A 22,137-nucleotide genomic window follows, 5' to 3' on the forward strand; every position below is an offset into this window, starting at 1 on the left:
CGTCCTCAGAGAGTGCGCAGCAGCCGTACGGGGTTTTCGATGCAGTCGGCGACGAAACGGAGGAATCCGCCCGCGGTGGCGCCATCGCAGACGCGGTGGTCGAACGCCAGCGTCAGCTCGGTGATCTTGCGGGCGGTGACCTGACCGTCCACAATCCACGGCCGGTCGATGATCCGGCCGACGCCGAGGATCGCCACCTCGGGGTAATTGATGATGGCGGCCGAACCGTCCACTCCGAACACGCCGTAGTTGTTCACGGTGAACGTGCCGCCGGTGAGATCGGCCGGAGCGAGGCGTCCGGCGCGGGCCTGTTCGGTGCGATCGGCGAGCGCGGCGGAAAGGTCTTCCAGGGTGTGCTGGTGCGCGTTCTGGACCACCGGGACGACCAGGCCGCGGTCGGTCTGCGCGGCGAAGCCGAGGTGCACGGCGGACGGGATGACGATCTCGTCGCCTTCCAGATGCGCGTTCAGTTCGGGGAACCGGCGCAGGCCCGCGACGGCGAATCGGCCGACGAGCGCGAGCAGGCTGATCTTCGAGGCGTGCGGATCGCTGTTGAGCGCGGTGCGCAGCTGCAGCAGTTCGGTCGCGTCGACGTCCACCCAGACGGTCGCCTCGGGGATCTCGCGACGGGAGCGGGCGAGCTTGTCGGCGACGGTTTTGCGCAGGCCGCGCAGGGGGATTCGCTGCTCGTCCGATGCCGGGACCGCTGGGGTCTCGGCGGCGGCGATCGCGCGCTCGACGTCGGCGCGGCTCACGATGCCGCCGGTGCCGGTTCCGGTGAGCGCGTGAAGGTCTACTCCGGACTCGCGGGCGAGACGGCGGACCAGCGGGGACACTACGCGGATGCGGTCCGAAGCGGACTTCGGCGCTGGAGCGGGGGCGGCCGCTGGCGCCTTGCTGCCGCGCGACCGCCGCGCGCGCCGAGTGCGGGTTTGGCTGGTGCCGTATCCGATCAGGACGTTCCCGCTGCCCTCCGGCGTCACGACGCCGGGTTCCGTGAAGTCCGCGGCACTGTCCACAGTGATCAACGGACTGCCGACGGCCAGCACTTCGCCCGCTGCTCCGTGCAGCGTCGCGACTCGGCCCGCGAACGGTACTGGGACCTCGACGCTCGCCTTCGCGGTCTCGACTTCCACGACGGTCTGGTCCACGGTCACGGTGTCTCCGACCGCGACGTGCCACGCGACGATCTCCGCCTCGGTGAGGCCTTCGCCGAGGTCCGGCAGCTTGAAGACGGCCATCACTTCTCCCCGTCGAGCGGTGCCGCGTCGTCCCACTGGAGGCGTTCGATCGCGTCCAGGATCCGGTCGACACCCGGCAGGTGGTGCTGTTCCAGATTCGGTGCGGGATAAGGAATGTCGAATCCGGCGACGCGCAAGACCGGCGCTTCCAGGTAATGGAAGCAGTGCTCGGACAGCTGTGCGGCGACCTCGGCGCCGTAACCGCAGAATCGGCTCGCCTCGTGCACGACGACCGCGCGACCGGTGCGCCGCACCGACGCGGCGACCGTTTCCAGGTCGAATGGCGCGAGGCTGCGCAGATCGATCACTTCGGCGCGGTAGCCCTCTTCGGCGGCCGCTTCGGCAGCTTCGAGAGTTGTGCCGAGAGCGCCGCCATAGGAAATGAGGGTGACGTCGCTGCCTTCGCGCCGAACTACCGCTTTGTCGAGACCGGGTGAACGGCGTTGCGGGTCAACGGTGCCCTTTTCCCAATACCGGCGCTTGGGTTCCAGGAAAATGACCGGGTCCGGGCTGTCGATCGCTTCGCGCAGCAGGGTGTAGGCGTCATCCGGTGTGGCCGGGGTGACGACGCGCAGGCCGGCCGTGTGCGTGTAGTAGACCTCGGACGAGTCGCAGTGGTGCTCGACGCCGCCGATGCCGCCGCCGTAGGGCACGCGGATCACCACGGGCAGTTCGACCTGGCCCTTGGTGCGGTTGCGGAGTTTGGCGAGGTGGCTGGTGATCTGCTCGAACGCGGGGTAGGCGAACGCGTCGAACTGCATCTCGATCACCGGGCGGAGGCCGTTCATCGCCATCCCGATCGCGGTGCCGACGATGCCCGATTCGGCGAGCGGCGAGTCGAAGACGCGAGCGTCGCCGAAACGCGCGGCGAGCCCGTCGGTGACGCGGAAAACGCCGCCGAGCGTGCCGACGTCTTCGCCGAAGACGAGCACGCGCTCGTCCTCGGCGAGTGCGTCGGCGAGAGCGCGGTTGAGCGCCCCGGCGAGGGACAGCGTCGTGTCCAGAGTGGCGGTCATGCCTGGTCCTCGGTGCTCTCGTGCGCCAGTTCGGCGGCCTGCTGGCGCAACGCGGCGGTCGGTTCGGCGTAGACGTGCCGGAAGAGATCCGCCGGGTCGAGCTTGGTGTCGACGTTCATCCGCTCGCGCAACGCCGCTGCTTCCTCTTCGGCGCGCGCGTCGATCTCCTGCTGCGCCTTGTCGTCGAGGAGGCCACGGTCGGTGAGGTACTGCTTGAGGCGGCTGATCGGGTCGCGCGTGCGCCACTGCTCCACTTCGGCCTTCTCGCGGTAGCGCGTCGCGTCGTCGGCATTGGTGTGCGACTCCATACGGTAGGTGACAGCTTCGATGAGTGTCGGCCCTTCGCCAGCTGCAGCGCGTGCGACAGCCTCCTCAACGACAGCGTGTACGGCGGCAGCGTCGTTGCCGTCAACGAGTACGGAGGGCATGCCGTAGCCGACGCCCTTGTACGCGAGCGAAGGTGCAGCGGTCTGCTTCGCGAGCGGGACGCTGATGGCGTAGCCGTTGTTCTGCACGAGGAAGACCACCGGTGCCTTCCAGACGGCGGCGAAGTTCAGCGCTTCGTGCGTGTCGCCTTCACTGGTGGCGCCGTCACCGACGAGAACGAGCGAGACCGTGTCCTCGCCCTTCACACGCGCAGCGTGCGCGAAGCCGACCGCGTGCAGCGTGTTGGTCGCGAGCGGCGTGCACTGCGGGGCGACGTTGGCGCGGTACGGGTCGTAGCCGCAGTGCCAGTCGCCGCGCAACAGCGTGAGGACCTCGACCGGGTCGACGCCGCGCGCGACGACGGCCATGGAGTCGCGGTAGGTGGGGAAGAGCCAGTCCTGCGGGCGAAGCGCGAGGATCGAGCCGATCTCGGCGGCCTCCTGCCCGCGCGCCGACGGGTACACCGCGAGCCGGCCCTGTTTGGTGAGCGCGGTGGCTTGGGTGTCGAAGCGGCGTCCGGAAACCATGCCGCGGTACAGGCGGAGGAGGACGTCGTCCGCGGGCATCGCGAGCGCCGGGTCGGGCGCAGGCGTGCCGTCTGCGGTCACGAGGCCGAGCGGCTCGTCGCTGGGCAGGAAACAGGACGCGGCAGTGCGTTCCGTAGTGGTCACCGACAGCTCCCATCGACGAAGACGAGTAGGCCCTGATACTCGCTGTCGGGCGATCAAGGATCCAGACTTGACGGATAACTGTGGAATGATGGCCGTGGTTGACGGGCTATGGTTGGACGATTGGCTTGCGAGGTGACGCGGATGTCCCAGCCGGGTGGACAAATGGCAGCGGCGCTGGACGAGGTCGATCTGAAACTGATCGCCGAGCTGAAGAAAGACGGCCGTGCCTCGATGCGCGCCCTCGCCGAACGCGCGCACATTTCGCGGGCCGGTTGCTACACGCGGGTGGAGCGACTGCACCGCGAAGGAGTGATCACGGGATACGCGGCGGTCACCGATCCACGCCGGATGGGGCAGGGCCTGGCGGCGTACGTGTACTTGAAGGTCACGCAGAACTCGTGGCGCACGGTGAGCGCGGAACTCAAGCACATCCCGGAAATCGAACACGGCGGCCTGGTGTCCGGGGACAACGACCTGATCCTGTTCGTGCGGACCCGCGACGCGGACAGCCTGCGGGACTTGGTGTTCGAACGGCTGCAGAACATGCCGGACGTGCTCTCGACGCACACCGTCCTGGTCTTCGACGAGCTGTGAGCCTCCGTCAGGCCGCTTTGACCAGGTAGACCGCGAGCTGGTAGACCCCGGTCGCTTCGAACGGCAGCGGCGCGCGGCGGTACCCGGCCCGCTCGTAGAGGGCGATGTTGCGTTCGCTGGACGCACCGGTGAAGAGGACGAACTGCTTCGTCTCCGGCGGCGCGTGCCGCTCGGCGTGCGCCAGCAGGAGCCGCCCGAGGCCGTGTCCCGCCAGATCCGGCGCGACCATCAAGCGGCCGATTTCCCAGCCGCCGTCCTCGACGGTGCGGCCGCGGACCGCGCCGACGAGCCGGTGTCCTTGCCGGACGACCCAGCTGCGCCAGGTCGTGATCGCCTCGCGGACCTCGGCGAGGTCTTCGGTCAGTGCGGGATGCTCCAGGGTGTTGTTGAGCAGGGCTTCCTGTACCCAGCAACACCGCTGGAGCACCATCAGTTCGGCGGCGTCGTCGGGGGTCGCGGGGAGCAGCGTCGCGCCGGGGAGGGTTTCGAGGTCCACCTGTCCTGTTCTAGCACCGGTTCAGCAGGGCCGGGTTCAGGAGCCAAGGACGAACTCCGCGCCGAACGGATCTTTGATAGTCACCATGCGTCCGTACGGGCTGTCCTGTGCCTCGACGATCTCACCGCCGTGCTCGACCGCCCGCGCGCCTGCCGCGTCGGCATCGGTGGCGAGGAACAGGGTGCCCCACGCCGGTGCCGCGGCCGACGGGTCGCCGATGATGCCGCCGATTTCGTGGCCGTCCGGGCGACGGAGGAAGGTGAAGTCGACGCCGGACAGGTCGTCGTTGCCGTCGAGGGCGAAGGCGAAGACCTCGCAGTAGAAGTCACGTGCTGGCTTGGGCGCTGGGGTGACGAGGTCGTTGCGCAGCAGGGCCCTGGGTTCGTTGACGAGCCGGGCACCGGGGAGCTTGCGGCCTTGCCAGAGCCCGAACCGCGCGCCGGTCGGGTCTTCCGCGACGGCGACGCGGGCGTGCTCTCCGTCGTCGTGCGGTTGGTCGAGGAGCTTGCCGCCCGCGGCGGCGACGGCTTTCGCGGTGCCGTCGCAATCGTCGGTCGCGAAGCAGACGGTCCAGGCCGGCCGGGGGTCGGCTGCTGGGCGCAGGCCCGCGACGGGGAGGTCGCGCAGCAGGCAGTGGCCGCCGTCGAAGGTCCAGCCGAGGACGGCGCCGTAGAAGCGCTGCGCGCGGTCCAGATCCGGCACGGCGAGGTCGATCCAGGTCGGGGTGCCGAGCGGCTGGTTGCGGTCGACGGTGCTCATCGAGGTCCCTTCGTCGGTGATGGCGGTGACGTTATGGCGGATTGCGGACAGCTGCGGTCCTCGGCCGCTCACCATGTGGGAGGCAGTGGCCGGGCCCCGGCCGGGGCACGCATTCTGGTTGAGCACCCCGGATTGGAATGGCAGGCGAGAATGAGCACGTCACCGCTCGAAAACCCCGCTTGGGCCGCGCTGAGCGGCCCGCACGCGTCGTTCGCGGAGCAGAAGGGCCAGGTGCTGCGGTATCCGGTGGATGTCTCTCCGTTCCTCGCCGTGCCGGACCAGCCGGACGAACACGTGTGGCACGACATCGCCGACCTCGCCGGGCCGGGCGCGTCGACAGTCGTGGTCGGCCGCGTCGGGACGCCGCCGCCCGCGGACTGGACGGTGGAGGCCGAGCTCGCCGGTGTGCAGATGGACGGTTCGGCCGCCCCGGCTGCCGCCGATCCGAAAGCGGTGCGGCTGACCGACGCGGATGTGCCGGAGATGCTCGATCTGGTGTCGCGGACGAAGCCTGGCCCGTTCCTGCCCCGGACGATCGCTCTGGGCGCCTACTTGGGCATCCGCCGCGACGGAGCGCTGGTGGCGATGGCAGGCGAGCGGATGCACCTGCCGGGATGGACGGAGATCAGCGCGGTGTGCACGGACCCGGCGTTCCAAGGGCAGGGCCTGGCGGCCCGGCTGGTCCTGGCGGTGGCCGCGGGGATCCGGGAGCGCGGGGAGCGGCCGTTTCTCCACGCGGCCGAGACGAACACCGGCGCGATCCGGCTGTACGAGAAGCTGGGGTTCCGGCTCGCCCGCGAGATGCAGTTCGGTGTCTACCGGGCCCCCTCGCTGTAGTCGGCGGTTCCGGCGAGGATTTCGGCGAGGCCCGTCGAGCGGAGCAGCGGGTCGATGTGGCCGACCGGCAGCGAGTGGACGTCGAAGGGGTTGTCGGAGGTCAGAGCGTCGGCTTCTTCGATGAAGTGGTCCTGCAGCGCGAGGGGCATGCTCGCGTCCTCGGTCAGCCGGACGTAGGTGTGCGGGACCCTGCCCCAGGCAGCTGGGTCGACGAGGTCGGTACCGGCGTCCCGCGATTCGCCGGGGTCGAGGGCCGAGGTGAAAGCGACGACCTCTGCGTCGGTGCCGTCGGCGGTCCAGTCCCGGTTGAGCGCGGTCAGGTGCGCGGGATCGGTGGTGCGCCAGTTCATCCGGACGGCGCCCAGGCGTTCCGGGCCGACGACGGGGACCAGCCCGGTGTCGGGTGCGCTGAAGGCTGGGGTGGCGAGGTAGTCGGCCGCGGTGCCGGTGACGCAACACCAGGCAGCGATATAGACGGTTCGGGCCAGCAGATCTGGCACCGCGTTGGCGACGCTCGTGACGGTGAAGCCGCCCCGGCTGTGGCCGACGAGGACGACGGGACCGTGTTCGCGTACGCGGCGGACGAGGTCGATGACGTGCGCGACGTTGTCGGCGTGCGTGATGCCAGCCATCGGTGACGGTTCTTCGGCGAAGGCTGCGTGGTCTTGCGCCTGGTAGGCGACGGAGAAGCCAGCACTGCCGTGGCCGGGGAGGTCGACGGCCAGGCTGCGGTGGCCGCGCAGGGCCAGTTCGCGCTGGAGCGCGGTGAAGCAGCGTCCGGTGGCGTGGGAGCCGGGGACGAGGACGAACGTCGGCTGCATCGAAAGGATCCTTCCGGGCTGGGGAGCGGGTGGGACTGTCCATTGTGGATCTAGGGGGGAGCTAGGGGTCGTTGCGCGCGGTGGGCGCGGTTACCGTGGGTCGGCGAAGAAGGATCCGTGGCCGGGTCGTCCCGGCGCAGACGTCGGAAAGGCGGTGGGACGACATGACGGGTAGCGCGAATTCTGACGAGGACAGCTGGTTTCGCCGCTTCCACACGTCGCCCGAGGCGAAGGCAAGGCTGGTGTGCCTGCCGCACGCCGGAGGTTCGGCTCCGTTCTACTTCCCGGTTTCGCGGGCGCTGACGCCGGACATCGAGGTACTGGCGGTGCAGTACCCGGGGCGCCAGGACCGGCGGCACGAACCGTTCCTGACCACCATCGATGCGCTGGCCGACCGGATCGCCGAGCTGCTGCGCGGCCGCGACGACCGGCCGCTCGCGCTCTTCGGGCACAGCATGGGCGGAATGATCGCCTTCGAGGTGACCCGGCGGCTGGAGGCCGCGGGCACCGAAGTGCACACGCTCTTCGTCTCCGGCCGCCGGGCCCCGTCGCGGCATCGCAACGAGAACGTGCACACCCGCACCGACGACGGCGTGATCGACGAACTGCGCCGGTTGAGCGGCACCGAAATGGACCTGCTCGGCGACGACGACGTCGTGCGGATGATCCTTCCCGTGGTGCGCAACGACTATCGTGCCGTGGAGACCTACCGGTATCAGCCGGGCCCGCCGCTGGCCGCCCCGGTGGTCGCGTTCACCGGCACCGCCGACCCGGTCGCCTCGGTCGACGAGGTCCGGTCGTGGAGCGAGCACACCTCGGCGGGCTTCGAGCTGGTTCCGCTCGCCGGCGGGCATTTCTTCCTGACCCGCCACCAGGACGTGATTCTCCGGCACTTGACCGATCGGCTTGTCGACAAGGGGCGCGCGCATGTCTGAGGCACTGGCGGTCGGATTCGACAGCAAACTCGAGGAACTGCGGGAGATCAAGGAAGCCGCACGCCGCGGTCCCGACGACGCCGCGACCGCCCGGCAGCACGACCGCGGCAAGCTGACCGCACACGAGCGCGTCGAACTGCTTCTCGACCCGGGTTCGTTCACCGAGATCGAGTCCTTGCGGCGGCATCGCGCGACGGCTTTCGGCCTCGAACACCGCAAGCCGTACTCGGACGGCGTGGTGTGCGGCTGGGGAACGGTGTACGGACGCACGGTTTTCGTGTACGCCCACGACTTCCGCATTTTCGGCGGCGCGCTCGGCGAGGCGCACGCACAGAAGATCCACAAGGTGATGGATCTCGCCGCGGCGGCCGGTGCTCCGCTGGTGTCGCTCAACGACGGTGCCGGTGCGCGGATTCAAGAGGGCGTGACGGCGCTCGCCGGGTACGGCGGCATTTTCCAGCGCAACACCCGGTCTTCGGGGGTCATTCCGCAGATCTCGGTGATGCTCGGCCCGTGCGCGGGCGGCGCCGCCTATTCGCCCGCTTTGACGGATTTCGTGTTCATGGTGCGCGAAACCTCGCAGATGTTCATCACCGGCCCGGACGTGGTGCACGCGGTGACCGGCGAGGAGATCACCCAGAACGGTCTTGGCGGCGCGGACGTGCACGCCTCGACATCGGGGGTCGCCGCGTTCGTCTATGACGACGAACCCAGCTGTCTTGAGGATGTGCGGTACCTGATTTCGTTGCTGCCGTCCAACAACAACGAGGTGCCGCCGGTGGAGCCGACGGCCGATCCGGCGGACCGCCGCACGGACGAACTGCTTGAGGTGGTGCCGACCGACGCGGCCCGCGCGTACGACATGTGTGCGGTGATCGAGAAAATCGTCGATGACGGCGAGTTTCTTCAGGTACACGCCGGGTGGGCGACGAACGTGGTATGCGCACTGGCCCGGCTCGACGGGCACGTGGCTGGGATCGTGGCGAACCAGCCTGCGACGCTCGCCGGCGTGCTCGACATCGAGGCGAGCGAGAAGGCCGCGCGGTTCGTGCAAACCTGCGACGCGTTCAACATCCCGCTGGTGACGCTGGTCGACGTGCCCGGCTTCCTGCCCGGGGTGGACCAGGAACACGGCGGCATCATCCGGCACGGTGCGAAGCTGCTGTACTCCTACTGCAACGCGACAGTGCCGCGGGTGCAGGTGATCCTGCGGAAGGCCTACGGCGGCGCGTACATCGTGATGGATTCGCGGTCGATCGGCGCGGACGTTTCGCTCGCCTGGCCGACGAACGAGATCGCGGTGATGGGTGCCGAGGGCGCGGCGAATGTGATCTTCCGTCGCGAGATCAACGCGGCCGACGACCCGGAGGCGGTGCGGCGGCAGAAGATCAAGGAGTACAAGACCGAGCTGATGCATCCGTACTACGCGGCTGAACGCGGACTGGTCGACGACGTGATCGAGCCCGGCCGGACGCGGGAGATGCTGATCCGGTCGCTGGCGATGTTGCGGGCCAAGCACGCCGAGGTTCCGGCGCGCAAGCACGGGAACCCGCCGATGTGATGGGGGTCCGGGTCGCGCGTCTAGGTACGGGGGATGTGATGGAGGCGGCGGATCTGGGGGCGGGATCGGAGGTTCTTGCCTCGGTTGGCGAGTCGGGTGCGCGGGGCGAGCCCGGCGGGGTGCCGGGTGGTTTGGGCCGGGCTGCCGGGACGCGCGGTGACCGGTGCGAGGCGGCAAGGGGCGCAGGTGCGGCCAGGACGAAGCTTCCTGCGGCGTCGCGGGAAGCTGTTGGCCTGGAGGTTGCTTCTGCGCGTGAGGAACGGTGTGATTCGTTGGCGGCGTCTGCGGGTGTGGCTGGTGGGGAAGCTGTTGGGGTGCGTGGCGAACGGTGTGATTCGCTGGCGGCGTCTGTGGGTGTGGCTGGTGGGGAAGCTGTTGGGGGGCGAGGTGAACGGCGTGACGCGGTGACAGCGTCTGCGGGTGTGGTTGGTGCGGAAGCTGTTGGGGCGTGCGGTGAACAGCGCGCTGCAGTGGTAGCGCCCGCAGTACGTGTGGTGCGCGGAAACCCGGACGACGTTGAAGTGGCTGCGCTGCTGGTGGCATTGGCGGCTGTCGGTCAGGCAGCGGGGGCTGGGCGCGAGGAAACTGCTGTGCCGTCACCTCGGCAACCGTTGGCAAGGTTTGTTCCGGCGACGAGCTGGCGGGCGCGGTAGCTCGCCCCGTCCATAGTGTGAGGGAGCGGGGCCCGCATCGGCGCAGCGCGATGCGGGCTTTTCGCAGCACCGCGGTTCCGGTTTCGGCAGCTGCGCGGAATGCGCGTCTTCGGAACGGTCGGCTCGGGCGAAGGGCTGAGCTGGAAGGCAAGAGCGATCGGCGGCGGGTGGCAGAGGTGCGAGTGGCGGCAGCGCGAGTGACAGAAGTCTTGCGCCACAAGAGAACGACTACTTCGTCCACAACGGACGACAGGGGAACAGGTCCAAGATCCATATCCCCAAGCTACCGCCGCCGCTCGAACATTTGCACGGTATCGATCCGGTGAATCAGGCGTGGACCGCGGTGCTGTCCAGATAGGTCAGGACGGCGCGGATGCGGCGGTTCTGGTCCCGGCTGGCCTCCAGGCCCAGCTTCGCGAAGATGTTGCTGATGTGGTTTTCCACCGCTCCCTGCGTCACCACCAAAGCCTTGGCGATGGCCGTGTTCGACAGGCCTTGCGCCATCTGGGCGAGCACCTCGGTTTCCCGTGCGGTCAACGCCTCCAGCGGATCCCGGCTGCGGGACAGCATCTGTGCCACGACGTCCGGGTCGATGGCTGAACCGCCGCCGGCGACGCGGCGGACTGCTTCCAGGAAGTCGGCGACGTCGGCGACTCGTTCCTTCAGCAGATAGCCGACGCCGGACGTGCCTTCCGCGATCAGGTCCACCGCATAGCTTCCTTCGACGTACTGCGACACCACCAGCACCGGCAGGCCGGGGATTTCCTTGCGGGCGGCCAAAGCCGCGCGCAGGCCCTCGTCGGTGAACGTCGGCGGCATGCGGACGTCGGCGATGACCAGGTCGGGGCGGTGGTCTCGGATGGCCACCAGCAGATCGTCGCCGTTGTCGACCGCGGCGGCGGTTTCGATGCCGACGTCCGCGAGCAGGCTTTGCACCCCGGCGCGCAACAGCACCGAGTCTTCCGCGATCACGACGCGCATTTCTCTTGCCTCCACAACAGGATTCACCAGCGGACGGGCAGATCGGCCCGCACGACGGTGGGGCCGCCGGCGGGGCTGACGACGGTGAGCACGCCGTCGATCGTGGCGGCGCGGTCGGCCAATCCGGCCAGGCCGCCGCCGGGGCGCATCGAGGCGCCGCCGTGGCCGTTGTCGGTGATCTCGACGACTACGGTGTCGTCGTCACGGGTCACTCGCACGGACGCGCGGTCGGCGCCGGAATGTTTGGTCACGTTGGTGAGCGTTTCGCTCACGATGAAATAAGTCGTCGTCTCGACAGGTGCGGGCGGCCGGGGTTGTACGGTAACCTCGACCTCAACAGGGATAGGCATTCTTGCGGTAAGAGAAGACAACGCTGCGTCCAGGCCGCGATCCTGGAGCACCGGCGGGTAGATGCCGCGCGCGAGGTCACGCAACTCCGAGACAGCGAGTTTGGCGTCAGCGTGCGCGGCTCCGATGAGTTCGCGGACCGCGGTCGGGTCGTCGAGATCGAGTTTGAGCTGGGCGCGGCCCAGGCTCATCGCGACGGACACCAGCCGCTGCTGCGCGCCGTCGTGCAGGTCTCGTTCGATCCGGCGCCGTTCGGCCTCCACCGCGTCGACTCCGCGTGCTCGGGAGTTCCGCAGCTGCTGCGTGCGCGCTTCCAGTTGCGCGGTGCGGTTCGGGCCGAGGAACGACGTCGCCAGCTCGCCGTGCACCGCCCCGATGCGCGGTGCCACGAAAATCCCGAAAGGAGGTGCTGCGATGGACACGACGCCCGCCACGAATTCCACGATGCCCAACGGAAAAGCGATGAGCACGAAGGCGAACTCGTGCCACGTGGCGGCGTCGAGCAACCGCGCCTGCCACACCGCGAGCATGCCCGGTCCGGCCGGTGGCCGGCGGGCCGGTTCGGCGATCGCGACGCCGAGCATCTGGCGTGCCCAGCGTCGTTCGAAGGCGCAATACGAACGCATCAGCGAGGTCGCGACCAGCAGGACCGGGATGCCGATCCACAGCATCGTCGTCGCGACGCCGACCAGCATGGTCACCAGGATCAGCACGAACGCGACGAGCCGGATCGGGAGGCTCAGCACGAGAAACCCGATCGCCCGCATGGTCGGCGGCCGCGTCACGGGCATCGCGCCATCCGTTCCAGTTCCGGTACGAGGTCGTCGAGTGTGGGCGTCGCCAGCATTTCGTCGCGCACTTTGAGCGCGCATTCGCGAAAGGACGGTTCTTCCAGCAAGCGGCACACTCCCGCGCGGACCCTGGAGGGCGTCACGTCCCCGAGGTCCACCAGCAAACCGTTGCCGCGCTTCGCCTGAGCCACCGCAGAGCAGCGTTCGCTCCACGTGGCGTCCGGGATGACCAGCTGCGGGACGCCGTGCACGACCGCGCTGCCGATCGTCGCGCCGTCGCCCTGGTGCACGATCGCGGAGCACGAGGCGAGGAGTTCGTTCATCGGCACGGGATCGACCGCGCGGACGTTGTCCGGGATCGCGCGCACGGACGCGAGCCGGCTCGCGTCCGCCGTGGCGATCACCTCGATGTCGAGGCCGGCGAGGCCGTCCAGCAGGTCCCCGGCGGCGGTCTCCGCGATGCCGGGCACCTGCCGGTCCGAGCTGCCGAGGGCGAGCATCACCCGCGGCCGCTCCGGCTGCTCCAGCACCCACGAGGGGATCGCCGCCGGCTTGTCCTGCGGCACGAACCGGGCCGGGACGTAGTCGACGTCCACGCCGTCGTACCGCAGATACGACGGATGGCAGTCGATGGTCCGCACGCCGTAGCGCAGGGTTTCGTCGTAGTCGGCGCCGAACCGGCCGACCGCGGCGGACATCCACGTCACGAACGGGTCCGGCGAGGTGTCCTCAGGACGGCTGGCTCTGCGGTCGCGGTACTGCGCGCCGATGCGGGCGGTCTGGTCGGCGGCGTCGATCATCCGCAGGTGCGGCACCCCGAGGGCGTGCGCGACGATCGGCGCGGCGTAGATCACCGGGTCCCACACCACGAGGTCCGGCTGCCATTGGCGGGCGAAGACGACGAGTTCGTCGAGCAGCGAATCCGGAGTGGTCCAGCGGAACACGTCGACCCAGTGCTCGTACACGTTGCGCACGTACTCGTCGGTGTAGCGCTCGGGACGGCTTTCGGAGATCCGGAAGTCGCGCTGCCTCGCGTTGTTGCGATCGACCTGGAGCCTGCGGTGCCGGGCGAGGTCGAGTTCGTCGCCGAACCACATGGCGTCCAGCCCGGTCTCGGCGAACGACGCGACCTCGCGCGGGTTGCGTTGCCCGACGAAGCGCACCTCGTGCCCTGCCGCGGCCAGCGCCCAGCCCACCGGAGCCATGCTGTAAACGTGCGTCCTCGTCGGGAGGACCATCAGCATCACGCGCATCGCGGCAGCTCCGGGATTCGTAGGTGCGGCGGGACAACGGAAACGGTAGGGCCGGTCCACCGCCTCGCCCACCCGGTAGGGGACCCCTGAATCGGTCGCGGGGAAAGTTGATTTGGCTCGGCTTTAGACGCCCCTTAGGGGCTGGTGGCGCGCGGGCGCCGACGGATAGACAGGTAACCGGATCCGGCCGCGCTGCGCCGGAGAAGGACGAGGGAGGCGAACGAGGTGATGAGCATGGCTGTGGCGCCCACCGCGAAAGGCTGGGTCCCGTTCGGCGAGCACCGCACCTGGTACCGGGTCACCGGGCAACCGGGAGGGGCGGCACCCGCCGTGGTCGTGGTGCACGGCGGGCCGGGCAGCACGCACGACTACCTGCTGAGCCTGACCGAACTCGCCGAGCACGGATTCCCGGTCGTGCACTACGACCAGCTCGGCAGCGGCGGATCGAGCAGGCTGCCGGACGCCGGCCCCGGGTTCTGGAACCCGGAGCTGTTCGGCGACGAGCTGGACAACCTGGTGCACCGGCTCGGCATCGAGGACAACTACGTCCTTTATGGACAATCCTGGGGCGGGCTGGTCGTCGCGCGGCACGCCGCCGAACGCCCGGACGGCCTGCGCGGGCTGGTGATCGCCAACTCGCCCGCCTCGTACGAGCTGTGGCGCAGCGAGATGGACCGGCTGCGCGCGCTGCTCCCGCCCGGCGTCGACGAGGGACTGCGGGCGCACGAAGCCGCCGGCACGACGGACACGCAGGAGTACTTCGACCTCATGCGCGTCTTCTACGACCGGCACGTCTGCCGGGTGCTGCCGTGGCCCGCCGACTATCTCGCGTCGTTCATGGAGATGGCCGACAACAACACCGTCTACTCGGTGATGAACGGGCCCAGCGAGTTCACCGTCTCCGGCACGCTCGCGGACTACTCGGTGATCGACCGTCTCGACGACATCGAGGTGCCGACCCTGCTCATTTCCGGCGCGCACGACGAGGCCACCCCGGCCACTGTGCAGCCGTACTACGACCGGATCCACGACGTGCGCTGGGAGATCCTCCCGGAATCGAGCCACGTTCCCCATCTCGAGGAACCGCAGCGGTTCCGCGAAATCCTGCTGGGATTCCTGCAGGAAGTCCATTCTCCCGCCGAAAGAGAGGTCGCCAGTCATGGATGAGGCCAGCCAGGCCGGATCGGCGGTCGTGTTCCCCGGGATGAGCCCGTGCCGGTTCGCCGACTTCGGCAAGTTCCTGCTCATCAACCCGTTCGCGCGCAGGCTCATCAAGGACGCCGACGACCGGCTGGGCTACTCGCTGGTCGACCGCTTCCGCGAGGCCGAGGGCGACTACTCCGAGTACGCCCAGGTCGGGTTCATGCTCACCTGCGTCGCGCTCGCCGAGTGGGCCGAACAGGAGTACGGGATGAGCCCGGACTACTGCACCGGCCCGAGTTTCGGCGAGAAGCCGGCCAGTGTGTACGCCGGTTCGCTGACTTTCCCGGACGCGGTGTGGATGACCGCGAAGCTCGCGCAGTGCCTCGACGAGTTCTTCGCGACCGAGCACACCGACGTCGTCACGCACTCGTTCGTCCGCACGCCGGAGGAGAAACTGCGCGACGCGCTGGCCGAACTGGACGGGCGCGGCGAATGGTCGGACATCTCCTGCTATATCGACCACGACTTCTACATGGTCTCGGTGCGGGAGCGGAACCTCGACTGGCTCAAGCAGACCGTGCGGAGCATGGGCGGGCTGTCGCTGTACACGATGCGTCCTCCGCTGCACTCGCGCGCGTTCGGCGCGTTGCGGCGCAAGGCCGAGGACGAGGTGCTCGGCGGCCTCGACTTCCATGATCCCCTCCTTCCGATCATCGCTGACCAGGACGGTTCGGTGCTGCGGTCCGGCGAGCAGGTCCGCACGATGCTGCTGGACAGCATCGTCGAGCCGCTGCGCTGGCCGGACGTCGTCTCGTCGCTCGAACAGCTCGGCGTGCGCAAGCTGTGGGTGGCCGGGCCGGACACGCTGTTCGGCCGCGTCCGAGCCACCACCAGCCGGTTCGAGGTGACCACGGTGAACCCGCGGCTCGCGCTGCAGCCGCGGCGGCGCGGCGCGGGTCCCTCGCGGGTCAGCTAGCCGGCTGCAGCTTCGACAGCGTCGTCCAGAGGCGTCCGGGGTTCTCGAACGTCTCCAGGTTCAGCGCGTCGTCGGAGAACCGGACGTTGTACTTCTCCTCCAGCACGGCCAGCAGTTCCACCGTGGCGAGCGAGTCGAGGCCGTACTCCTTGAGCGGGGTCTCGGCGGTCAGCGCCTCGTCGGCGGGCAGGAACGGAAGGTACGGGCGGAGGGCTTCGTCGAAAGAGCTGTCCCACATGGCTACTCCGGTGGCTGGGTCGGGCACTTCACCGGGCAGGGAAACCGACCGCCCGGTTCGGTTTTGAACCTTACCCCGGGCCGCCGCTTCCGAGCGACGCGCCGGCACCCCTATTGCTGATCCGGCCAAATGCAGGCCGACCCCGACCCGGCAGGTAACCGTTGCCACGAAGCCACTAGGCCGTGACTGTGGTCGGGTCAGCAGCGATCGGCACAGTAACGCGGAGGACCACGATGGACACGACGACCACCTCGGGACTGCACGCGCGGTTTCTGCGCGGGCTGGCCCGTTCCGAGTCCCGGCCGGCGGTCAGCGTCGGCGGGCAGACGCTGACCTACGGCGAACTGCACGAGCGGGCGTTGCTGTGGGGCGGCGCGCTGGCGGAGTCCGGCGCCCGCACGGTAGGGGTGCTGGCCGGCAAGGGCGTGACCGCCTACGCCGGGATTCTGGCCGGGTTGTACGCGGGGGCGACGGTCGTCCCGCTGCGGCCGGACTTCCCGGCGGCCCGGACCGCGCAGATGGTCGAGGCGGCGGAGGCGGACGCGATCATCGCCGACGAACGCGGCCTGACCGTGGCTCCGCCGGTCAAGACCCTCCTGGCCCCGGAGGTCGGCCAGCCAGGGCTGTGGCAACCGAAAACCGCGCTCAGCGAGCCCGTGGACGTGCGACCTGAGGACTCCGCGTACATCCTGTTCACCTCGGGCTCTACGGGACGGCCGAAGGGAGTCCGGATCGGCCACGGCTCCACCGAGCACTACTTCGGCCTGCTCGACGCGCGGTACGACTTCACCCCGGACGACGTCTTCTCCCAGACGTTCGACCTGAACTTCGACTGCGCGATGTTCGACCTCTTCTGCGCGTGGGGCGCGGGTGCGGAAGCGGTGGTCCTGCCGGGAGCGGCCTACCGGAACGTGCCGGCGTTCGTGGAGGAGCGCGGCCTCACCGTGTGGTTTTCCACGCCGAGCGCGATCGACCTGGTGCGCCGCACCGGACGGCTCACCCCAGATGCGATGCCCGGCCTGCGGTGGAGCTTCTTCGCCGGGGAAGCACTGACTGTCCGCGACACCGCGGACTGGCGGGCGGCGGCGGGCAATTCCGTGACCGAGAACCTCTACGGCCCGACGGAGCTGACCATCACCGTTGCCGGGTACCGCTGGGACGACGAGGAAACCCCGCGGATCGCGGTGAACGGCGTGGTGCCGATCGGCGCGGTGCACCAGGGACACGAGTACCTGCTCATCGACGAGAACGAGGCGGGAGAGGGCGAACTCGCCATCGCCGGACCGCAGCTGACGCCGGGGTATCTCGACCCGGCTGACGAGAAGGGCCGGTTCCTGGACCGCGACGGTCGGCGGTTCTACCGCACGGGCGACCGGGTGCGGCGGCTCGGCGGCGACGACCTCGCGTACCTGGGGCGGCTCGATTCGCAGGTGCAGGTGCTCGGCTGGCGTGTGGAGCTCACCGAGGTGGAGCACGCGTTGCAGGCGTGCGGGGTGCAGGCGGTAGCGCTCGGTGTCCAAGGGGATGGCGGCACTGAGCTGTTCGTCTTCTACACCGGGCCGCGGCGGCCGGTGATAGAGCTGGTGCGGGCGTTGCGGGCGGTGCTGCCCGAGGGCGTGATCCCGCGGCGGTACGAGCACGTCGAGGAGTTCCCGCTGAATTCGAACCGCAAGATCGACCGGAAAACGCTGGCGGCGCGGGCCGTGGAGCTGCTGAGCCCGGTCCCCGCCTAGTCGTCGGTGAAGGGCTCCTTGCGGGAATCAGATTCCCGCAAGGAGCCCTTCACGGCGTTCGGGCCGGACCGGCAGAGTGCCAGCTAGGGGCCGTTAGGGGTGTGGATCACCGGCTGCGCGCGGATAGCTTTTCTCCGACGTCGGGGAGCTATCCCGCGCAGGCACGGTGATTCTACGAATCCTTTCGGGAGTGGCAGTCGTGAACGAATCCGGTTCTCTCGTCCATGCCCTGCTCGACGCGGCGGCGGCCGGTGCGCCGGACGCCGCCGCGGTGCGCGACCGGGCGGGGGTGTGGACGTATGCCGAGCTGGCCGCTTGGAGTCACGCGGTGGAGGCGGTCCTCGCGCGGCGCGGGATCGGGCGCGGCGATCGCGTGGTAGTGCAGTTGCCGACGGACCGGGCGCTGGTCGCGCTCTTCCACGGCACTTCCCGCCGGGGCGCGGTGTTCGTGCCGATCAACCCGGCGATGAAGCAGTTCCACTTCGATTCCGTCGTCGAGAACGCCGAACCGGTGCTGATCGTGCAACCCGGAGAGTTTGCTCCACTGTGGACGGAAGTCGAGGAAGCCTACCGCGATGGCACTCGCGCAGAGCCGGCCGAAGTCGAGCTGGACGACGTCGCGGTTCTCGTTTACACCTCCGGCAGCACGGCCGCGCCCAAGGGCGTCATCGGGCCGCACCGGCAGGTCACCTTCGCCGCGAGCGCGATCCAGGCGGTGCTCGGCTACCGCCAGGACGACGTCGTTTTCTGCCGGTTCCCGATGTCCTGGGACTACGGTCTGTACAAAGTCCTCCTCTCGACGCTCGGCCGCAGCGAGATTGTGCTCGCCGACGCCGAATCCGATCTTCGCCTGCTGCGGCGGATGCGCGAGGTCGGCGCGACGGTCGTTCCGATCGTGCCTTCGCTCGCGACGATGATCGCGACCCTTGCCGAGCGGGAACAGGGCGAACCGGCTCCGGTGCGGCTGTTCACCAACACCGGCGCGGCGCTGCCGGATTCGACCATCGCGAAGCTCCGCGACGCTTTCCCCGGCGTCCGCGTCGTCCGCCAGTTCGGGCAGACCGAGTGCAAGCGGATCACCGTCATGCCGCCCGAGGAGGACACCGAGCGTCCGGGTTCGTCGGGGCTTCCGCTGCCCGGCACGACCGTGCACATCCTCGCCGCCGACGGAACTCCGTTGCCCGCTGGGGAAATCGGCGAGATCGTGGCCGCCGGACCGCACGTGATGCCCGGCTACTGGCGTGCCCCGGAGCTGTCCGCGCGAGCGTTCCGCCGGGACGAGGCCACCGGCGAGCTTCGCCTGCACACCGGTGACTACGGCCGGCTCGACGAGGACGGCTACCTCTACTTCGAGGGCCGTCGCGACGACATGTTCAAGCGCAAGGGAATCCGGATGTCCACTTTGGAGATCGAGGCGGCCGCGATGGACATCCCCGGCGTGCGCGCGGCGGGGGCGATCCCGCCGAGCGAGACTCGTGACCTGGCGATCTGCGTGGAAAGCGACTTGCCGCCGACCACGGTGCTCAAGGAACTGGCGCAGCGGCTGGAGCCGCAGAAAGTGCCCGCGCTGTGCCACGTCGTGGACGAGTTCCCGCTCACCGCGCACGGCAAGAACGCGACGAAGGAACTCGCCCTGCTGGTGGAAGGTGCCCGCAAATGAGCAAGTACGACGAGCTGGCCGCACGGTTCGGCACGCCGGCTTACGTGTACGACCTTGACGTGACCGCCCAGTCGCGCGATCAGCTGTTCGGCCTGCTCCCGGAGGGGTTCGCGGTCTACTACGCGCTGAAGGCCAACCCGCATCCGGAGATCGCCCGCGAACTCCGCGAAGGCGGATGCCGCGCGGAGATCAGCTCGACCGGTGAGCTGGCCAACGCGCTGACCGCCGGGTTCGCGCCCGGGGACATCCTCTACACCGGCCCGGGCAAAACCGACGGCGAGCTGGCCGCGGCGATCACCGCCGGCGTCCGGTTGTTCTCCGTGGAATCGCTGACTGACCTGCAACACGTTGGTGCCGCGGCGGAACGGCAGGACACCGTCGCGCGCTGCCTGCTGCGGGTGAACACCACACAGGGCAGCGCGTCGACCGGGATCCGGATGATGGGCCGGCCGTCGCAGTTCGGCGTCGACGCTGAGACGCTGCCCGAGCTGATGCCGTTGTTCAAGGCGGTGCCCGGGGCGAAGATCGTCGGCGCGCACTTCTTCACCATGAGCAACGCGCAGGACGAGGACGCGCTGCTCGGCGAATACGAGTTCGTGCTGCAGTCGGCCGCGCAGCTGCGTCAGGAGACGGGGCTGCCGCTGGAACTGCTCGACATCGGCGGCGGATTCTCGTCGCCGTACGCGGTTCCCGGCGAGCGCACCGACTATCCGAAGCTGCGCAACGGTTTGGAGCAGCTTCTCGACCTGTACCTGCCCGAATGGCGCAGCGGCGAGGTCGAGCTGGCCTGCGAATCCGGCCGCTACCTGTCCGGCACGTGCGGGACGTTGCTGGCCGGTGTCGTGAACGTGAAGGAGAGCCGGGGCCACCGGTTCGTCATTCTCGACGCCGGGATCAACGTGGTCGGCGGCCTTTCCGGGATCGGACGGCTGCTGCCCGCCGCGGTCGGTGTCGAGCAGATCGGGGACAACCCGGGACAGCTCGTCGGTCCACTGTGTACTCCCGGTGACTCGCTTTCGAAGGCGGCGAAGCTGCCTGAGCTGTCCGCTGGAGACCTGCTGACCGTGCCGAACGTCGGTGCGTACGGCGTCACCGCGAGTCTGATCAGCTTTCTCGGCCGCCCGGCGCCCACCGAAGTCGTGGTCCGCGGCGATGAGGTCATCTCAGTGTCGCGATTGGACTATCAGCGAGCTTATGAGGTGTCGCCATGAGCGAGGAGGTCCGCGCGTACGGCAGCAGCATCGTCGAAGAGCCCAGCGGACGCACGGTGATCGTCAGCAGCATGGCGTCGGACTCGCACACCTGGAACCTCGTCTACCTCGAACTTCTGGTGGGAGAACTCGGTTTCGACGTGGTGAACCTGGGTGCGTGCGTGCCGGACGAGCTGCTGGAGTCCGAATGCGTCAGCCGCCGTCCGGCGATGCTGGTGCTGAGCAGCGTCAACGGGCACGGCTACCAAGACGGGCTCCGGGTCGTGCAGCGGCTGCGGGGAATCCCGGAGCTGCGTCGGCTGCCGATGGTGATCGGCGGCAAGCTCGGCACTGGCGGACCGCTGTCGGACGAGCAGACCGCGGAGCTGCTGTTCGCCGGGTTCGACGGGGTGTTCGACGAGAAGAACGCCGCCGCCTTCCGGCATTTCGCGGCCACGCTTCCCGGCGGGGTCAGCCAGCTGGAGGAGGCGTGAGCTTCGAGCGGTTCGTCGCGCAGCGGCACGCGGCCGGGGAACTGGTCGTGCAACCGCGCATGGGCTTCGACAGTCCGGCCGCGATGCGCGCCGGTCTGGTCGCGACCAAACACGCGAACGCCGCGACCGTCGGCACGCTTACGCTCGACAGCTACACCCGGGTCCGCGACACCGAATCCGCGGCACATGCGTTGCGCAACGGGATTCCGCTCAACGGCTACCCGATCGTCAACCATCCGCCCGAGGTGACCCGGGCCATGCTCGACGGCCTCGAAGGCCCGGACTTCCCGGTGCAGGTCCGGCACGGTTCGGCGCGGCCGGTGGACATCTTCCGCGCGATGATCGCCGCCGGTCTGCACGCCACTGAGGGCGGCCCGGTTTCCTACTGCCTGCCCTACAGCCGCACGCCGCTCGACGAAGCCGTGCGGAATTGGGCGTCCTGCTGCGATCTGCTCGTCGAGGCCGAACATCCGGGCGGCCGTCCGCATCTGGAGACGTTCGGCGGCTGCATGCTGGGGCAACTGTGCCCGCCGAGCGAGCTGGTCGCGATCAGCTTTCTGGAGGCGTTGTTCTTCTACCGCAAAGGCGTACGCAGTATCTCGGTGAGCTATGCGCAGCAGACGAACNCAGACGAACCTTCAGCAGGATCGCGAAGCGGTTGCCGCGCTGCGCCGGTTGTGCGCCGAGTTCCTGCCGGAAGCGACCTGGCACGTGGTGATCTACGCCTACATGGGCCTCTTCCCGCGCACGCCCGACGGCGCGATGTTGTTGCTGGGCAAGGCCGCTGAACTGGCGATGAGCACAGATTCGGAGCGGTTGATCGTCAAGACCGCCGCCGAAGCGCACCGCATCCCGACCGTCGCGGAGAACGTGACCGCGCTCGAACACGCGGCGGCGTCGGCTAAAGGCATCAAGGCCATTGTGGACGCCGACAACCAGGTTTACCGCGAGGCCCACGCCCTGGTCGACGCGGTCCTCAACAGCCACGCCGATCTCGACCGCGCGCTCGTGGTCGCCTTCAAACGCGGTCTGCTCGACGTGCCGTACTGCCTGCATCCGGACAACGCGGGCCAGGCGCGCAGCACGCTCGACGCGGACGGCAGGCTCGGCTGGTCCGAGCTCGGTTCGCTGCCGTTGCGCGGGATCGCCGAGCGCGCGCCGAGCGGCCGGATCACCTCGTCGACGCTGATGTCGGCGCTTTCCTATGTCCAGCACACCCATGACACCCAGGCATTGGAGCAACCGATGGCTGTGATCGGAGGGGAATTGTGATGAGCATTCGTCGGACTGTGCGGGCGTATCCGTTCGATATGTGTGAGA

General features: G+C 69.0%; 23 protein-coding genes. 13 read left to right on the forward strand and 10 right to left on the reverse strand.

Going from position 1 to position 22,137, the window contains the following annotated elements; all coding sequences use genetic code 11:
• Nucleotides 1-5 precede the first annotated feature (5 nt).
• The 3 genes from A4R44_RS15275 to pdhA are packed head-to-tail and all read right to left on the reverse strand — an operon-like array spanning nucleotide 6 to nucleotide 3,354.
• Nucleotides 6-1,241 (reverse strand): dihydrolipoamide acetyltransferase family protein, encoded by a 1,236-nt coding sequence (locus A4R44_RS15275; RefSeq protein WP_067580490.1) that lies wholly within the window; start codon nucleotides 1,239-1,241, stop codon nucleotides 6-8.
• Complete coding sequence (locus A4R44_RS15280) at nucleotides 1,241-2,257, reverse strand: alpha-ketoacid dehydrogenase subunit beta (protein WP_067580492.1); 1,017 nt, start codon at nucleotides 2,255-2,257, stop codon at nucleotides 1,241-1,243. Before A4R44_RS15280 ends, A4R44_RS15275 begins: the two co-directional genes overlap by 1 nt.
• Complete coding sequence (pdhA, locus tag A4R44_RS15285) at nucleotides 2,254-3,354, reverse strand: pyruvate dehydrogenase (acetyl-transferring) E1 component subunit alpha (protein WP_067580495.1); 1,101 nt, start codon at nucleotides 3,352-3,354, stop codon at nucleotides 2,254-2,256. Before pdhA ends, A4R44_RS15280 begins: the two co-directional genes overlap by 4 nt.
• A 162-nt stretch (nucleotides 3,355-3,516) precedes the next feature.
• Between pdhA and A4R44_RS15290 the strand changes: the two genes are divergently transcribed.
• The gene (locus A4R44_RS15290) at nucleotides 3,517-3,948 is read left to right on the forward strand and encodes an Lrp/AsnC family transcriptional regulator (RefSeq protein WP_037715277.1); all 432 of its coding nucleotides are present in this window, start codon (nucleotides 3,517-3,519) and stop codon (nucleotides 3,946-3,948) included.
• Between the two features lie 7 nt (nucleotides 3,949-3,955).
• Here the strand turns inward: A4R44_RS15290 and A4R44_RS15295 are convergent, their stop codons facing one another.
• Both A4R44_RS15295 and A4R44_RS15300 read right to left on the reverse strand, forming a co-directional pair.
• The gene (locus A4R44_RS15295; RefSeq protein ID WP_067580497.1) at nucleotides 3,956-4,444 is read right to left on the reverse strand and encodes a GNAT family N-acetyltransferase; all 489 of its coding nucleotides are present in this window, start codon (nucleotides 4,442-4,444) and stop codon (nucleotides 3,956-3,958) included.
• Nucleotides 4,445-4,480: 36 nt separating this feature from the next.
• A complete protein-coding gene (locus A4R44_RS15300; protein ID WP_067580499.1) occupies nucleotides 4,481-5,203 on the reverse strand; it encodes a VOC family protein in 723 nt (240 codons plus the stop codon).
• 150 nt (nucleotides 5,204-5,353) lie between these two features.
• Here A4R44_RS15300 and A4R44_RS15305 point away from each other — a divergent pair, with 150 nt between their 5' ends.
• Nucleotides 5,354-6,040: a GNAT family N-acetyltransferase gene (locus tag A4R44_RS15305; protein WP_067580500.1), complete on the forward strand. Its 687-nt coding sequence runs from the start codon at nucleotides 5,354-5,356 to the stop codon at nucleotides 6,038-6,040.
• Here the strand turns inward: A4R44_RS15305 and A4R44_RS15310 are convergent.
• Nucleotides 6,019-6,861 carry an alpha/beta hydrolase family protein gene (locus tag A4R44_RS15310; protein ID WP_067580502.1) on the reverse strand — a complete coding sequence of 281 codons (843 nt, stop codon included), beginning with the start codon at nucleotides 6,859-6,861 and terminating at the stop codon, nucleotides 6,019-6,021. The two genes, A4R44_RS15305 and A4R44_RS15310, sit on opposite strands and share 22 nt — an antisense overlap.
• Before the next feature lie 164 nt (nucleotides 6,862-7,025).
• Between A4R44_RS15310 and A4R44_RS15315 the strand changes: the two genes are divergently transcribed.
• Genes A4R44_RS15315 through A4R44_RS48970 form a run of 3 tightly spaced genes read left to right on the forward strand, consistent with a single transcriptional unit; the run spans nucleotide 7,026 to nucleotide 10,010 of the window.
• Complete coding sequence (locus tag A4R44_RS15315) at nucleotides 7,026-7,796, forward strand: thioesterase II family protein (protein WP_067580504.1); 771 nt, start codon at nucleotides 7,026-7,028, stop codon at nucleotides 7,794-7,796.
• Complete coding sequence (locus A4R44_RS15320; RefSeq protein ID WP_067580505.1) at nucleotides 7,789-9,357, forward strand: acyl-CoA carboxylase subunit beta; 1,569 nt, start codon at nucleotides 7,789-7,791, stop codon at nucleotides 9,355-9,357. Before A4R44_RS15315 ends, A4R44_RS15320 begins: the two co-directional genes overlap by 8 nt.
• Before the next feature lie 38 nt (nucleotides 9,358-9,395).
• Nucleotides 9,396-10,010 carry an acyl-CoA carboxylase epsilon subunit gene (locus A4R44_RS48970; protein ID WP_198545295.1) on the forward strand — a complete coding sequence of 205 codons (615 nt, stop codon included), beginning with the start codon at nucleotides 9,396-9,398 and terminating at the stop codon, nucleotides 10,008-10,010.
• Between the two features lie 327 nt (nucleotides 10,011-10,337).
• Here the strand turns inward: A4R44_RS48970 and A4R44_RS15325 are convergent, their stop codons facing one another.
• Genes A4R44_RS15325 through A4R44_RS15335 form a run of 3 tightly spaced genes read right to left on the reverse strand, consistent with a single transcriptional unit; the run spans nucleotide 10,338 to nucleotide 13,383 of the window.
• Nucleotides 10,338-10,991, reverse strand: a complete 654-nt coding sequence (locus tag A4R44_RS15325) for a response regulator transcription factor (RefSeq protein ID WP_067580506.1) — start codon at nucleotides 10,989-10,991, stop codon at nucleotides 10,338-10,340.
• 23 nt (nucleotides 10,992-11,014) lie between these two features.
• Nucleotides 11,015-12,130: a sensor domain-containing protein gene (locus tag A4R44_RS15330; RefSeq protein ID WP_067580509.1), complete on the reverse strand. Its 1,116-nt coding sequence runs from the start codon at nucleotides 12,128-12,130 to the stop codon at nucleotides 11,015-11,017.
• Nucleotides 12,121-13,383, reverse strand: coding sequence for a nucleotide disphospho-sugar-binding domain-containing protein (locus tag A4R44_RS15335; protein ID WP_067580511.1), 1,263 nt, complete (start codon nucleotides 13,381-13,383; stop codon nucleotides 12,121-12,123). The genes A4R44_RS15330 and A4R44_RS15335 overlap by 10 nt, the downstream gene beginning before the upstream one ends.
• 234 nt (nucleotides 13,384-13,617) lie before the next feature.
• On the opposite strand from A4R44_RS15335, the gene A4R44_RS15340 reads away from it, so the two are divergent.
• Nucleotides 13,618-14,550, forward strand: a complete 933-nt coding sequence (locus tag A4R44_RS15340) for a proline iminopeptidase-family hydrolase (protein ID WP_067581231.1) — start codon at nucleotides 13,618-13,620, stop codon at nucleotides 14,548-14,550.
• Nucleotides 14,543-15,502 (forward strand): ACP S-malonyltransferase, encoded by a 960-nt coding sequence (locus A4R44_RS15345; RefSeq protein ID WP_093572950.1) that lies wholly within the window; start codon nucleotides 14,543-14,545, stop codon nucleotides 15,500-15,502. The genes A4R44_RS15340 and A4R44_RS15345 overlap by 8 nt, the downstream gene beginning before the upstream one ends.
• On the opposite strand, the gene A4R44_RS15350 is transcribed toward A4R44_RS15345, so the two are convergent.
• Nucleotides 15,495-15,740 carry a phosphopantetheine-binding protein gene (locus A4R44_RS15350; protein ID WP_037810574.1) on the reverse strand — a complete coding sequence of 82 codons (246 nt, stop codon included), beginning with the start codon at nucleotides 15,738-15,740 and terminating at the stop codon, nucleotides 15,495-15,497. The two genes, A4R44_RS15345 and A4R44_RS15350, sit on opposite strands and share 8 nt — an antisense overlap.
• 233 nt (nucleotides 15,741-15,973) lie before the next feature.
• Between A4R44_RS15350 and A4R44_RS15355 the strand changes: the two genes are divergently transcribed.
• From A4R44_RS15355 to A4R44_RS51720, 6 genes are all read left to right on the forward strand, one after another.
• The gene (locus A4R44_RS15355) at nucleotides 15,974-17,473 is read left to right on the forward strand and encodes an AMP-binding protein (protein ID WP_067580513.1); all 1,500 of its coding nucleotides are present in this window, start codon (nucleotides 15,974-15,976) and stop codon (nucleotides 17,471-17,473) included.
• Nucleotides 17,474-17,663: 190 nt separating this feature from the next.
• Complete coding sequence (locus tag A4R44_RS15360; RefSeq protein ID WP_232791613.1) at nucleotides 17,664-19,133, forward strand: AMP-binding protein; 1,470 nt, start codon at nucleotides 17,664-17,666, stop codon at nucleotides 19,131-19,133.
• Nucleotides 19,130-20,344: an alanine racemase gene (locus tag A4R44_RS15365; RefSeq protein ID WP_067580516.1), complete on the forward strand. Its 1,215-nt coding sequence runs from the start codon at nucleotides 19,130-19,132 to the stop codon at nucleotides 20,342-20,344. Before A4R44_RS15360 ends, A4R44_RS15365 begins: the two co-directional genes overlap by 4 nt.
• Entirely contained in the window at nucleotides 20,341-20,817 is a 477-nt protein-coding gene (locus A4R44_RS15370) for a cobalamin B12-binding domain-containing protein (protein ID WP_067580518.1), read from the forward strand. The genes A4R44_RS15365 and A4R44_RS15370 overlap by 4 nt, the downstream gene beginning before the upstream one ends.
• The gene (locus A4R44_RS51715; protein WP_255366088.1) at nucleotides 20,814-21,605 is read left to right on the forward strand and encodes a hypothetical protein; all 792 of its coding nucleotides are present in this window, start codon (nucleotides 20,814-20,816) and stop codon (nucleotides 21,603-21,605) included. Before A4R44_RS15370 ends, A4R44_RS51715 begins: the two co-directional genes overlap by 4 nt.
• Nucleotides 21,493-22,089, forward strand: a complete 597-nt coding sequence (locus A4R44_RS51720) for a hypothetical protein (protein ID WP_255366089.1) — start codon at nucleotides 21,493-21,495, stop codon at nucleotides 22,087-22,089. The genes A4R44_RS51715 and A4R44_RS51720 overlap by 113 nt, the downstream gene beginning before the upstream one ends.
• Nucleotides 22,090-22,137 lie beyond the last annotated feature (48 nt).

Origin of the sequence: Amycolatopsis sp. M39 (genome assembly GCF_001651785.1) — a bacterium.
GTDB classification, from domain to species: domain Bacteria; phylum Actinomycetota; class Actinomycetes; order Mycobacteriales; family Pseudonocardiaceae; genus Amycolatopsis; species Amycolatopsis rubida.